The following is a 12,389-nucleotide window of genomic DNA, read 5'->3' as shown; positions in this document are numbered from 1 at the left end:
TCGAGGATCCCATGGCGTTTTCCGGATTAGGCCTGCATCTCGGCAATCTCTCGCGGCTGTCGCATGCGCAGACGCGCTCAATCAGCCCCGAGAACTTTACCGGCGAGAAGGGTAAGGGCGGCATGTCCGTCGACGGCCCCGCTGCGCGTCAGGCCCGCGATCTCGGCCAGGGCTGGAAGGTCTCGCCCTACGTCGTCATCGAGCCCGGCGCGACCTTCACGCTGGCCGACATCGAAGGCCAGGGCGCAGTCCAGCAGATCTGGATGACGCTGGCGCGCGGACGCCTGCGTCACTCGATCCTGCGCGTATATTGGGATGATCAAACGCTGCCGAGCGTCGAATGCCCAGCCGGCGATTTCTTCGCCTGCGGATGGGAAGAGTTTGCGCAGGTGTCCTCGCTCGCTGTCTGCGTCAATCCCGGGCGCGCCTTCAACTGCTACTGGGAGATGCCGTTCCGCAGGCGCGCGCGCGTCACGCTGGAGAACCGCAGCGAGGAGCAGCTCACCGCCTACTACCAGATCAACTACACCCTGACCGACGTCCCCGAGGATTGCGCCTATTTCCATGCCCAGTTCAGGCGCACCAATCCGCTGCCGTACAAGGAAGTCTATACCATCCTCGACGGCATCAGCGGCGCCGGCCATTACGTCGGCACCTACATGGCCTGGGGCGTCAACAACAATGGCTGGTGGGGCGAAGGCGAGATCAAATTCTACATCGACGGCGACAGCGCATTCCCGACGATTTGCGGCACCGGCACTGAGGACTATTTCTGCGGCGCCTACAATTTCGATCCCTATGTCGCCCATTCCGGCCAAGGACCGGCGCAGCGATCGCGCTACCAGGAGTTCACGACGCCCTATGCCGGCCTACCGCAGGTGATCCGCCCCGACGGTGTCTACAAGTCGCAACAGCGCTTCGGCCTATATCGCTGGCACATCCCCGATCCCGTGCGCTTCCGCTCCGACCTGCGCGTGACCATCCAGGCGCTCGGCTGGCTGCCGGGCGTCACGGAGGCGAAATACCTGCCATTGCAGGATGACATCGCCTCGGTCGCGTTCTGGTACCAGACGTTGCCGACCGCGCCTTTCCCCAAGCTTCCGGGGCCCGATTATCTCGAAATCGGCTGATCCAGCCGACGTCCACCGATCAAGGAGACGAAAGATGCTCTACCCGATGTCGCCAAAAGCCGTCGAGCTCAATCGCAAGCTCGAGAGCTTCATGGACCGGCACATCTATCCGAACGAGGAGCGCTTCTATCGCGAGGCCGAAGAACTTGGACCGTGGAAGGTCTAGCCGTCGAGGAGCTGAAGCCGCTGGCGCGCACCGAAGGTCTACGCATTGGGATCGCAGTCTAATCGACGCTTGGCGGTTCCTGGATGGATGCAGATGCGCGCTGCTTCGAAATTCCTTCGAGTATCGCTCCGAAGATTATAATCGGCAGATAGAATGCAAGCATGATCGTATTCCTCCCGCTGTGACAACCTTGACCTACAGGTCAAGTTCCTCGAATTGACACTCGTCGCTTGCATAGCAAGCGACCCGAACCGCCGCGAATATCAGGAACGCATCGCATCAATCGCATGAGCGATCAGAACGACTGCGCTCGCCGCAATGAGAAACGCAAACAACCAACTCACGTCCGCCTCCAATCCCGGAAGTGAACGCGCTCATCCATGCACAGTCAAAAGCGATCGGGCCTGGAACCGCTATTCAGCGGCTCGCTGATGCCTCGCAGCAACAAGTGCATCCGCTGTCGGCCCTATCGGCAGAATGCCAAAAGGAGCAACGTGCCGACGACGCAGGCTGCTAGGACTAAAAACCAAACGCCCATACAGCTTCTCCGACTCACATACGCCAATCAGGATTAGCCCTACGATTTGGCATTGAAACGCTTGTTGCTGGTTTTCCCCAAGCCAAGCGTGATCCATCTGCTCGCTGCGTTAGTCCAATACCTCCACCGTCGCGGAACGTCGCGATATATCAGCGCTCGCTGGCGAGCTGATCCTCAGCCAGGCGCACTGTCTTCACCTCTTCTTACGGGAGAGGTGAAAGCTGCCCTCGCCTCAGTTCACCACATAAACATCAGGATCGGCGCTCGAGCTCGGCCTTTTGAACGCGTTGCGCAAGGCCGGTGACATCGGAACGTTGTAGTTGAGTCCGTTCGGTGGCGTTGGCGATTGCAGCCATTTCTTGTAGAGCACCTCGATCTCGGGGCTTGCATAAAGCTCCGCGGTGGCGCGATCGGCGAGTGCCTTAAACGGCGCATCCTCCCGCCGCAGCATGATCCCGTAAGGCTCCGGCTTCGAGAACGCCTCCTCGCTGATCATGTAGAGCTGCGGCTCCTTCGAACGCGCAATCGCAACCGCGAGCTGCACGTCATCGAGTGCGTAGGCCTGGGCGCGGTCGGTCTCCAGCAGCAGGAAGGCCTCGGCCTGGTCCTTGGCCGGCATCACGTTGATGCCGAGATTGCGCTCGGTATTGACCTTGGCGAGCTGCGTCAGGTTGACCGATCCGGCCACTGCGGTGACGGCCTTGCCCTTGAGATCGTCGATGGTGTTGATCTTCGCGGCTTTCTTCGCCGCGAACCGCGTCGCGCTGAGGAAATGCGTGTTGGTGAAGGCGACCTGTTTCTGGCGATCGGCATTGTTGGTGGTCGCCGAACAATGCAGATCGAGCGTGCCGTTCACCATCAGCGGAATCCGATTCGACGACGTCACCGCGAGAGTGTCGATGGCGATGTCGGGCATGCCGAGCTCCCGTTTCGCGGCGTCGACGATCCTGAGACAGATATCCATGGCAAAGCCGACCGGCTTCTGGTTGCCGTCGAGATAGCTGAACGGGACCGAGGCCTCCTGATAGCCCAGCGTGATCTTCTTCGTCTCCTTGATCTTCTGGAGCGTGCCCGACAGGTCTTCGGCTGAAGCTGCGGCTGCAACACATGTGACGGCCAGGAGAATAGTCGGTAGACGCATCGGGGGCTCCTCAAGAGATCATCGCGCCGGCGCGCAATCATACAAGGTGATAGCCCAGAGCTGGAACGATCACCAGATCAGGTGCCGTCTACCAGCTATCGCGCTTTTCGATGTACCGCAGCGCCAGGAAAGCGTCATGCCCCCTTTACCCGCAGGTGAGCTGCTGCTCGAACCAGCCGGACAGTCGCTCCGACAACGGCAGCCACGTCCGCTGGAAGTTCGCGAACTTTCCGAGATTGGCGCGATACATGCCCCGCAGTTCGTCTTCGATCACCGGCAGATCGACGCCGGCGCAGGCGCCATCCCTCACGATGGTCCTGCCGGCGACGACGACCTCATTGACGAGCGACGCGTTGCCTCGTGCAAACAGCAGTACCATGGGATCGACGGGCATGATCTGGTCACGGTCGAGCCGGTCGAGATCAACCACGACGTAGTCGGCGGGATTGCCGGCGGCCAACTCGCCACTTCCGGGCGCACCGGTCGCGCGGCGGCCGTTGCGAATGGCGAGAGCAAACATCTCGGCCGCTGTCCAAGTCTGCTTGAACCCGAGGCCGCCATGAACCATCTGCACCAGCCGCATCTCACGTAGAATATCGTCATCCTCGTCCAGCGCCAGCCCGTCGACGCCGACCGCAATGGCGCAGCCGCATTTATGGGCGGCGGCAATCGGCGCGAGCCCCGAGCGCAGATGCATGTTCGAGCTGAAATTGGTGACAATGCGCGCGCCGGCCGCCGCGATCATCTCCAGCTCATCCGGCCGGGCGTAGATGCAATGCGCCAGCGTCAGCCGTTCCGAGAGAAAGCCAATGTCGCGCAGCCAGCTCACCATATCCGGGAAGTGCTGATCAACCCAGGCGCGCTGGTACACGGTTTCCAGGAGATGCATATGGATGCGACGGCCGGTCCGCGCCGAGCTTTCCGCCACCGCTTCCAGCAGCGGCTTCGAGCACCATTGCACGCCGGCGGGCCCGAGCTGGACGTCGACCATGGGGCCGGCGATGGCAGCGGCAATCGCGTCGGTCAGCTCGATATAGGCCCGCGGTGACATCGGTGCGCGGACGAAGATATCTTCGATGGTCTTGCGACCGTCCTTGGAGAGACCCGAGAGCACCGGTTCGGCATCGCCATAGACGATCGGGTTCTGGTCGCGCACCGCCATCGCAAAAGCAATGCGGATGCCGACGTCGGACGCCGCTCTTGCAATGGCCTTGGCTTCGTCCAGCAGGGGCATCATGCCGCTCGGACGGGTGTAATGCACCATCACGGCCGCGCAGCCCGCCTTGGCCGACCGAGCCAATGCGGACGCCGCGGCCAAATATGGGTCGACCGGCGTGCCGAGTGCAGTCCGCAGGATCCAGCTTTCCAGAGGCATGCCGACGGCGCCGAAGGATGACGCAGTGGCGCGGGCGTGGTCGTGGGCGTTGACGAAGGCGGGAATGACGAAGGAGCGCCGGCCCCTGGCGGTCCCCGCTCCTTCCGAGACATCCGTGATCGTCCCACCGTCGTGCCGGAGCACGACATTGTCGCCAACGCCGCGGTCAGGACCACGGAACAGGCTGGACGCCGAGATTTCCGCGGCCATCACCGTCTCTCCAAGGATCAGTTGGCCGTGTACACCAACTCCCGCTCCGCGCGCGGCGGCAGGAATTCGCGTGAGAACACCTCTGCCGGCGTCGGCGCGCGGGCGAGTTGGTAACCCTCGACCACGATGGCGATGGCGCGCGTCATGCGGTCATCCTTGATGTCGCCGATGCCGATCTCCTTCATCTCCGGCGACACGATCAGCTTCTCGAACGAATATTGCAGCCGGCGCTTCTCGACATCCGCATTGATGAGATTGTCGTAGTTGAGCGCCGCCTTCATGCCGCCGTTCTGGTCCTTGGCCACCGCGATCGCGCCTTTGTTGATGGCTCGCACGAGGCTCGCGACAGCCTTCGGATTCGAGGCGATCAGCTTGCGCGACACCATCACGCCGTTGGAATAGAGATCGAGGCCGTACTCACCGAAGGAGAACCACTTGAAATCCTTGTCCGGGTCCTGGCGGTTGAGCACGAGGTTGAAGTAGCTGGTGATATTGAAGACGAGCGCTGCGTCGATATCGCCCTTGATCAGCATCGGCTCCTGGAGGTTCGGCGCCATATTGGAAATCTTGATCTTCTCGCCATCGAGCCCGTTCTTGCGGGTGAATACCGGCAGCAGCCGCGTCGTCGGCGTGCCCTGCGCGCCTCCGAGCGTGCGGCCCTCGAAATCCTTGATGGTGTTGATGCCGCTTGACTTCTTGGCGACGATCGCGAACGGCGGCTGGTTCCACATCATGTAGACCATGATCGGCGCCTCCTGCGGCTTGGTCGAGGCGTTCTGGATGATGGCGTTGACGTCGCCGAAGCCCGCGTCATAGGCGCCCGACATGACACGCGTGACGGTGGCACCGGAGCCCTCGCCCTGGTCGATGACGACGTTGAGGCCTTCCTCTTTGAAGTAACCGTTGTCCTTGGCGTAGAAGAACGCGGCGTCGCTGCCTTGCGTCTTCCAGCCCAGCGTGAACTTGATCGTGGTGTCTTCGGCCATGGCGACGCCAGCGGATAGGGCCAATCCCAGCAGCGCGACAATTACGTTTCTCAACATCGAGATCTCCTCAAGCTCCGTTGCGTGACGATTTGAAAATCAGGTGGCGATCACGTCGTTCTTGCGCGTGGCCCAGCCGGTGACCCGCCCTTCAATCAGCGAGAACACGGCGTAGAGCGCGACGCCGAGCCCGGCGAGCACGAACAGCCCGGCGAACACCAGCGGCACGTTGAAATTGGAGGACGCGGTCATCATGACGTTGCCTATGCCGCGGTTGGAGGCGACCGTCTCCGACAGAACCGCGCCGACGAAGGCGTAGGAGATCGCGACTTTCAGCGATGCGAAGAAGAACGGCATGGTCCGGGGCAGACCGACGTTCCAGAGAATGTCGAACTTGCTGGCGCCGAGCGCCTTCAGGACGTCCTCGAGCTCGGGCTCGGTGGTTGCCAGACCCGTGGCAATGTTGACAACGATCGGGAAAAAGCAAATCGACAGCGCGGTCAGCACCGCGGGCACCGTGCCGGAGCCGAACCACAGCACGAAGATCGGCACCACCGCGACCTTGGGGATCGAGGAGAAGCCGATCAGGAGCGGATAGCAGGTGTCATAGGCCGTCTTGGAGACGCCGATGACGGCGCCGAGGGCGACACCGAGCGCAACGCCGAGGACGAAGCCGAACATGGTGGTGGCCAGCGTCTGCACGATGTGCGGCCACAGCACCGGGAAACGCTGAAACAGGGTCACGAACACCTGCGAGGGCCGCGGCAGCACCAGGTCGGACATGCCGGTCATCAGGCAGAACAGCTCCCAGGCGACGAAGAACAGCACGATCAGTCCCGCCGACCACGCCTTCTGCCTGACATCGATCCCGAACATCAGCCTGCCCCCTGCTCAGCCGCGCTGCGCGCATCCTCGATGAAGGCGCGCAGCTTCTGGTTCAACGCGACGAAATCCGGCTCGAAGGTCATGGCGACCGTGCGCGGCCGCGCGAATTCGACCCGGCTGTCGTCGAGGATGCGGCCGGGACGCGCGCTCATCACGCAGATGCGGCTCGCAAGAAAGCCGGCTTCGCGCAAATCGTGCGTGACCAGCAGTACTGTCGGCTTGCGCGTCATCCAGAGATTCTGGAGGATCGTCCACAGCTCCTCGCGGGTGAACTGGTCGAGTGCGCCGAAGGGCTCATCCAGCAGCAGCATGCGCGGCTCGTGGATCAGCGCGCGGCAGAGATTGGCGCGCTGGAGCATGCCGCCGGAGAGCTGCCAGGGATAATGATTGCCGAAGCCTTTGAGGCCGACCTGCTCCAGCAGCGCGTTGGCCTTGTCGCGGAATTCGGTCTTGCGCAGCTTGCGGAAGTTGGAGCGGAACGGCTCGACGATCTTCAGCGGCAGCATGATGTTTCGCTCGATCGTCATCCACGGAAGCATGGTCGGATTCTGGAAAGCCATGCCGACCCGCATCGCCCGCGCTGCCACCTCGCGGCCGCCGACGATGACGACGCCGCTGGTCGGCTGCACCAGGCCGCTGACGAGACGTAAGATGGTCGATTTGCCGCATCCCGACGGGCCGACCAGCGCGACAAACTCGCCGTCGGCGATCCGGAGCGTCGTCTTCGACAGCGCGGACACGGCCCGGTCGCCGCGCCCGAAGGTCACGGCGGCCTCGGACAGCTGGATGGCGATCGGACCGAAGCCGTCAGGAACAGGCTGGCGGTCAAATTGGGCGTTGGGCTGCATGCGCATCACAGCCAAAGTGTATGCAAGCTAGATGCCAGTCGCCGACGTCCGCAGAATTAAGCAACTTACCGAACAGCGTACCAAAATTGTGGTCCCGATTTAGGCAATCGCGACACCAAACTGCATGCAATTGAAGCGCTGGATCAGCGCAGGGTGTGCTAAGGAGAGGGCTGCGACCCTACTCCGAAGGATTCGCCGAATGGCGGCGCGCCCCACCAGCAAGACTTATGAATCATCTGACAAGGTCGGCGTGATTTGCCGCGCACTACGGCGCGCGATCATCGAGCAGGCGCTGGAACCCGGCGCAAAGCTGCCTGAGGACTCGCTCGGCGAGCGCTTTGGCGTCAGCCGCACCATTGCCCGCCACGCGCTGGGGCAGCTCGCCGCCGAAGGCCTTGTCGAGCTGCGCCGCAACCGAATCGCGGTGGTGGCGACGCCGAGCTGGCAGGAGGCGCGAGATGCCTTTGACATCCGCATCCAGCTCGAGCGGCTCGTGGTCCGCCAGCTCGCGGGCAAGCTGACCAAAAGCCAGATCGCCGAGCTGAACGCGCACGTCGATGCCGAGGACCGGGCGCGCGGCGGCACGGATGCGGTCTCGATCCGGCTCGCCACCGAATTTCACATCCTGCTCGCGCAGATGACGAACAGTCCGATCCTGGTGCGCTATGTCAGCGAGGTCGCCTATCGCTGCTGCCTGACGCTGTCGCTGTACAGCCGGCCGCATTCGACGGAATGCGCGATCAACGAGCACCGCGCCATCATTGCTGCGCTCGCCAAAGGCGACGAAGCCAAGGTGATGGAATTGATGCACCATCACCTCGATTCCGTAGCCAATCGGGCATTAGTCGCCCCTGCCCCGCTACGCGGCCGTGACCTCCTCGACATTCTCGCGCCCTATGCCGATGAGGTGGCGAGCGACCGCGTCGTTAAGCTGCCGAAAATCGCGCGCAGGAGTTAGGCCTCGATGCCGCGCTGGACCAGAATGCGCTCGGCGCTGTCGTTCCAGACGTCCATCTTGACGATCTGCCCGCTCTTGACGACGAAGCGATCGACATAGCGATTGCCCTCGAACGGCGTGCCGTCCATCCACTCGCCATAGAGCGTGCCAACGCTGTAGACGATCGTCTCGTCCGCACCGGGACAGACACAGACATCGAACCGGTCCATCTTCTTTTTCACCCAGCGATAGCGCTTGGCGTTGAAAGCTGTCGGACCGCGCGGATGATCGAACTCACGTCCGCCGGTGAATGTGATCACCGTGCCCGGCTTCATATAGGTCGCGGCGGCATCTGGATCGGGTTTCATCGAGGCCGTCAGATAGGCCTCGACGATCTTGGCATCGGTCATCGGCAGTTCGGCTTTTGCAAAGGCGGACATAGCGGGTTCTCCGGCTCTCGACATCTTACAGCTCGCGCCGTGAACTGCATGCATATTTTTTGAACAATTTAGCGGCAGAACTGCACACAATTCGGTACTGCCCGCCCCAGCAGCTTCCGCTAGGCTCTGACAGCAAAATCCGACGAAGCCATGATCACCCAGTCCGCCTTCGACCTGATCTTTCGTGACGCGCAGTTGCGATCATCCGCCGCACCCGTCGATATCGGCGTGAAAGGCGGGCGTATTGCCGCGATCGAGCCAAAGCTCGCCTGCGACGCGCCCGAGGTCGATCTCGGCGGCCGCCTTGCCTTGCCCGGGTTCGTCGATACCCACATCCATCTCGACAAAGCCTGCCTGCTCGGCCGCTGTGGGCACGATCACGGCAGTGTTTCGGACGCTATCCGCGCCGTGGCCGGGATGAAGCGCGATTTCACCGTCGAGGACGTCTATGCCCGCGGCGCCCGGGTTCTCGAGCGCGCGATCGTGCACGGCACGACCCGCATGCGCACTCATGTCGAGATCGATCCGCGCATCGCCTTGCGCGGCTTCGAGGCGGTCAAGGCGCTGAAGCGCGATTATGCCTGGGCGATCGACCTGTCGCTCTGCGTCTTCCCGCAGGAAGGCCTGACCAACGACCCCGGAGCTGAGGAGTTGCTGATCCAGGCGCTGCGCGACGGCGGCGAGGTGATCGGCGGCTGTCCCTATATGGATACCGACCCGAACGCCCATCTCGAACGCATCTTCGATCTCGCCGAGACGTTCGACGCCGATGTCGATCTCCATCTCGATTTCGATCTCGATCCCTCTTGGTGGCATCTCGACGAGGTCTGCCGCCAGACCGAACGGCGCAAGTATGGGGGACGCGTCGCGATCGGCCACGCCACAAAGCTCTCGGCACTGCCGCCCGAGCGGATGAAGGCGGCCACCGCGCAGCTGGCGGCATCAGGCGTTGCGGTGACCGTGCTGCCCGCCACCGATCTCTATTTGATGGGACGGGAGGCCACCCACAATGCGCCGCGCGGTCTGACGCTCGCCCACAAGCTGGCCGACAATGGGCTCGTGTGCTCGGTTGCCACCAACAATGTCCTCAATCCGTTCACGCCGTTCGGCGACGCTTCGCTGCTGCGGATGGCAAACTTCTATGCCAACGTCGCCCACGCCGCCGTGAGCGATTTCGACACCTGCCTCGATCTCGTGACCGAGCTGCCGGCGCGGCTGATGAACCTTGGCGATTACGGCATCAAGGTCGGCAACCCCGCCGATCTCGTCGTGCTCGATACGCAAGACAGCCGCTTCGCCGTCGCGGAGCTGCCTGACTTGGTGATGGGCTTCAAGGCTGGCCGACAGACATTTGAGCGGCAGCGGCCGAATCTGTTCCGCCCCCAGAGCTGATGTCGCGACACCGCAGGGTCGCTCCGACCACGCCAAGGCCGGCCCGCCGCTTGCAGCGGTAGGATTGTCGGGAAACGGGCCTGACTACTGACTGCTTCCGTTCAATGTTACCGCTGATTCAATTCGGTAGAATCCCGGACCGTAACTCCACGCATTGCGAGGCCCGTCGCGCTGATCATAACTAGACCTCGGACCGATCATTTGCGTGCGATCGGGAAAGTATCGATATGTTCAGCGCATTCAGCAGCATCGACCAGCATTCCAACCAGGCCGGAACGCCCACCGACACGGCGGTGAAGCGGCTCGACGGCATCGGCCACGTTCTGTCGGATCTCGATATTTCGGGGATCCGGACGCAGGATGATGTCAACCGGACGCTCTGGACGCTCGACGCCGCCAACAAATGCGTTCGCGCGGTGCTGGCCGAATTCCGCACGCAACCGGCCACGGAGCAGCTCGCCCGCAAGTCCAGGAATCTGATCGACCTGATCGAACGCGCCCGCGACCAGGTCGTGAGCTTTCAGCTCCGTGGAACGATCTTGAGCTGATTATTTGCGCGCTTGATCTTCGCGAGGATCCGGTCCGCCTCGGTGCGCCAGTCAGCGCTGCGGGCGAACTCGCTGGTGCCCTTGGTGCCGAACAATCCTTCATCGGCGAGATCAGCCACCCAGGCCTGCCGCTCGGCCGTGCCCTGCGCGGACCAGGGCGTCAGCCCCGCCTCGCGAACGGTTTCGGCGACCTCCCGCACCTCCTCGGCCCGGCGGCGGCCGTGCTCGATCACGCGCTGGAAGAAATAGGCGCCCTGCTTCTCCCAGTCGATCGCGGGGAAAGTTTCCGTAAGCGATGCCAGCACGGCATCTTCCACGCCATAGGCGCGCGCCGTGGTGAAGCTTTCGATGACCATGGCTTCCAGGCCCTTGATCATGATGCTGCGGCACATCTTCACCGCGGAGGACACGCCGAGCTTGTCGCTGGCAACCTTTGCCGCGAATCCGATCGCATTCAGCAGCGGCTCGAGCTCTCTCGCGCCAGCGCCGCCGAGCAGCAACGGCACCTTGATGCGATACGGCGGCACCGAAGTCATCACTGCGCCTTCCACATAGCGACCGGCAGCGCCATCGATCAGCGCAGCAGCGCGCTGCTTGGCGCCCGGTGAAGCCGAATTGAAGTCCAGGAACCAGGTGCCCTGGTTGATCGCGCCCGCGCAGGCTTTTGCCACCGGAACAGCCTGGCTGGCCGTGACCGCGGAGATGATGAAATCGGACTTCGCCGTCAGGTCGGCATGAGAGCCTGCGAACACCACACCGAATTTCGCGGCATGCTCCTCCAGCGAAGCGCCCTGCTCGCCTCCGAGCTTGATGTCGTAGGCAGATACCTTGATGTCCTGCTGGCGCAAATCCTCGGCCAAGATCCTGCCGACCTCGCCATAGCCAACCAGCCCGATCTGCCATCGCCTCGGATCCGCCATCAGTTCAGCCCTCGTGTCGTTTCGTCAAAGAGCTCCTCGACCGCATAGCGGCGCGGAATCAGCGCTTGCTGGAACGCGTAGTCGACGATCAGTTCCAGCGGTTTGCTGTTCGCTTCGATGCCAAACGGAATGAGGTCCGGCGAGGCCGCAGGTCCCACCTGCTCCTTGTTCCGCTTGAGCAGATCATAGATGCCTGTGACTACGTCGGGACGCGATTTGGCGAGCTGCTCGGTCACGACCACGAGATGATTGACCGGGACGACGCCGCGCCGGGCATACCATTTGGCGGCTTCCGCGGCCGGATCGGGGAATAGCGGCTTCAGCTTGGGATCGACCGAGCTCTCGCCAAGCACCGCGTCTAGCTCGCCGTCGACCAGCATCTGGAGAATCTTCTTGTCTTTCGGGGCGCGCTCGGTGATGTCGATATATTCGGCGACATGCGGATCCTCGAACGTCACCCAGCGGATCTTATCGAGATTGACGCCGTAGTCGTTGGCGAGAATGCCCCTGATCCAGGCGCCGGTCGTCGTCGTGAAGGACCGAATGCCCACGCGCTTGCCCTCGAGGTCGGACGGGCCGAGCGCTCCTCGCGCGGGATTGTACAGCGCGTAGGCATGCTGGAAGCGGCCGAGCATGGTGGCCGGCAGCAGCACCAGCGGCTTGCCGTGCGCCTTCGCCATCAGATAGGTCACGATGGCCATCTCGCAGACATCGAAGGCCTGCTCGCGCACCATCGGCTTGAACGCGGTGTTGGTCGGGCTGTACTCGATGAAGTCGAGATCGAACAGGTCGGAGCGGAGCGCGCCGCTCTTCACCGCCTGGACATGGGGATGACTGCCGAGCACGGCCTTCAGCTTGAGACGATCCATCCGCCCG

The 12,389-nt window shown here is 62.7% G+C and carries 13 protein-coding genes; 5 read left to right on the top strand and 8 right to left on the bottom strand.

Features of this window, described 5'->3' with window-relative positions:
• The first annotated feature begins 11 nt into the window (after positions 1–11).
• Both IVB01_RS17745 and IVB01_RS35470 read left to right on the top strand, forming a co-directional pair.
• On the top strand, positions 12–1,130 hold the full coding sequence (locus IVB01_RS17745; RefSeq protein WP_247276878.1) for a glycoside hydrolase family 172 protein: 1,119 nt from the start codon (positions 12–14) through the stop codon (positions 1,128–1,130).
• Between the two features lie 34 nt (positions 1,131–1,164).
• Complete coding sequence (locus IVB01_RS35470) at positions 1,165–1,296, top strand: hypothetical protein (RefSeq protein ID WP_256464572.1); 132 nt, start codon at positions 1,165–1,167, stop codon at positions 1,294–1,296.
• Positions 1,297–2,066: 770 nt separating this feature from the next.
• Here IVB01_RS35470 and IVB01_RS17740 read toward each other — a convergent pair.
• From IVB01_RS17740 to IVB01_RS17720, 5 genes are all read right to left on the bottom strand, one after another.
• On the bottom strand, positions 2,067–2,975 hold the full coding sequence (locus IVB01_RS17740; protein ID WP_247276877.1) for an amino acid ABC transporter substrate-binding protein: 909 nt from the start codon (positions 2,973–2,975) through the stop codon (positions 2,067–2,069).
• Positions 2,976–3,120: 145 nt separating this feature from the next.
• A complete protein-coding gene (locus IVB01_RS17735; RefSeq protein WP_247420221.1) occupies positions 3,121–4,560 on the bottom strand; it encodes an amidohydrolase family protein in 1,440 nt (479 codons plus the stop codon).
• 17 nt (positions 4,561–4,577) lie between these two features.
• Complete coding sequence (locus IVB01_RS17730) at positions 4,578–5,603, bottom strand: ABC transporter substrate-binding protein (RefSeq protein ID WP_247276875.1); 1,026 nt, start codon at positions 5,601–5,603, stop codon at positions 4,578–4,580.
• 39 nt (positions 5,604–5,642) lie between these two features.
• Positions 5,643–6,419, bottom strand: coding sequence for an ABC transporter permease (locus IVB01_RS17725; protein ID WP_247276874.1), 777 nt, complete (start codon positions 6,417–6,419; stop codon positions 5,643–5,645).
• Positions 6,419–7,276, bottom strand: a complete 858-nt coding sequence (locus IVB01_RS17720; protein WP_247276873.1) for an ABC transporter ATP-binding protein — start codon at positions 7,274–7,276, stop codon at positions 6,419–6,421. Before IVB01_RS17720 ends, IVB01_RS17725 begins: the two co-directional genes overlap by 1 nt.
• Before the next feature lie 199 nt (positions 7,277–7,475).
• On the opposite strand from IVB01_RS17720, the gene IVB01_RS17715 reads away from it, so the two are divergent.
• Complete coding sequence (locus IVB01_RS17715) at positions 7,476–8,234, top strand: GntR family transcriptional regulator (RefSeq protein WP_247276872.1); 759 nt, start codon at positions 7,476–7,478, stop codon at positions 8,232–8,234.
• On the opposite strand, the gene IVB01_RS17710 is transcribed toward IVB01_RS17715, so the two are convergent.
• Positions 8,231–8,653: a nuclear transport factor 2 family protein gene (locus tag IVB01_RS17710; protein ID WP_247420228.1), complete on the bottom strand. Its 423-nt coding sequence runs from the start codon at positions 8,651–8,653 to the stop codon at positions 8,231–8,233. The two genes, IVB01_RS17715 and IVB01_RS17710, sit on opposite strands and share 4 nt — an antisense overlap.
• A 150-nt stretch (positions 8,654–8,803) precedes the next feature.
• Here IVB01_RS17710 and IVB01_RS17705 point away from each other — a divergent pair, with 150 nt between their 5' ends.
• Entirely contained in the window at positions 8,804–10,045 is a 1,242-nt protein-coding gene (locus tag IVB01_RS17705) for an amidohydrolase family protein (RefSeq protein WP_247276870.1), read from the top strand.
• A gap of 227 nt (positions 10,046–10,272) precedes the next feature.
• Positions 10,273–10,593 (top strand): hypothetical protein, encoded by a 321-nt coding sequence (locus tag IVB01_RS17700; protein WP_247276869.1) that lies wholly within the window; start codon positions 10,273–10,275, stop codon positions 10,591–10,593.
• Here IVB01_RS17700 and IVB01_RS17695 read toward each other — a convergent pair.
• Both IVB01_RS17695 and IVB01_RS17690 read right to left on the bottom strand, forming a co-directional pair.
• A complete protein-coding gene (locus IVB01_RS17695) occupies positions 10,566–11,516 on the bottom strand; it encodes a DUF1932 domain-containing protein (protein ID WP_247276974.1) in 951 nt (316 codons plus the stop codon). The genes IVB01_RS17700 and IVB01_RS17695 overlap by 28 nt on opposite strands.
• Positions 11,513–12,382: a hypothetical protein gene (locus tag IVB01_RS17690; RefSeq protein WP_247276868.1), complete on the bottom strand. Its 870-nt coding sequence runs from the start codon at positions 12,380–12,382 to the stop codon at positions 11,513–11,515. Before IVB01_RS17690 ends, IVB01_RS17695 begins: the two co-directional genes overlap by 4 nt.
• Between the last annotated feature and the right edge of the window lie 7 nt (positions 12,383–12,389).

This window comes from Bradyrhizobium sp. 164, assembly GCF_023073715.1.
Taxonomy (GTDB): Bacteria; Pseudomonadota; Alphaproteobacteria; order Rhizobiales; family Xanthobacteraceae; genus Bradyrhizobium.
Note: the sequence above shows the minus strand (reverse complement) of the source record. Positions and strands in the feature narration are given on the sequence as shown.

Coding starts and splice junctions, on each gene's coding strand:
- IVB01_RS17745 (WP_247276878.1), top strand. CDS start 12: ATGGCGTTTTCCGGATTAGGCCTGCATCTCGGCAATCTCTCGCGGCTG.
- IVB01_RS35470 (WP_256464572.1), top strand. CDS start 1,165: ATGCTCTACCCGATGTCGCCAAAAGCCGTCGAGCTCAATCGCAAGCTC.
- IVB01_RS17740 (WP_247276877.1), bottom strand. CDS start 2,975: ATGCGTCTACCGACTATTCTCCTGGCCGTCACATGTGTTGCAGCCGCA.
- IVB01_RS17735 (WP_247420221.1), bottom strand. CDS start 4,560: ATGGCCGCGGAAATCTCGGCGTCCAGCCTGTTCCGTGGTCCTGACCGC.
- IVB01_RS17730 (WP_247276875.1), bottom strand. CDS start 5,603: ATGTTGAGAAACGTAATTGTCGCGCTGCTGGGATTGGCCCTATCCGCT.
- IVB01_RS17725 (WP_247276874.1), bottom strand. CDS start 6,419: ATGTTCGGGATCGATGTCAGGCAGAAGGCGTGGTCGGCGGGACTGATC.
- IVB01_RS17720 (WP_247276873.1), bottom strand. CDS start 7,276: ATGCAGCCCAACGCCCAATTTGACCGCCAGCCTGTTCCTGACGGCTTC.
- IVB01_RS17715 (WP_247276872.1), top strand. CDS start 7,476: ATGGCGGCGCGCCCCACCAGCAAGACTTATGAATCATCTGACAAGGTC.
- IVB01_RS17710 (WP_247420228.1), bottom strand. CDS start 8,653: ATGTCCGCCTTTGCAAAAGCCGAACTGCCGATGACCGATGCCAAGATC.
- IVB01_RS17705 (WP_247276870.1), top strand. CDS start 8,804: ATGATCACCCAGTCCGCCTTCGACCTGATCTTTCGTGACGCGCAGTTG.
- IVB01_RS17700 (WP_247276869.1), top strand. CDS start 10,273: ATGTTCAGCGCATTCAGCAGCATCGACCAGCATTCCAACCAGGCCGGA.
- IVB01_RS17690 (WP_247276868.1), bottom strand. CDS start 12,382: ATGGATCGTCTCAAGCTGAAGGCCGTGCTCGGCAGTCATCCCCATGTC.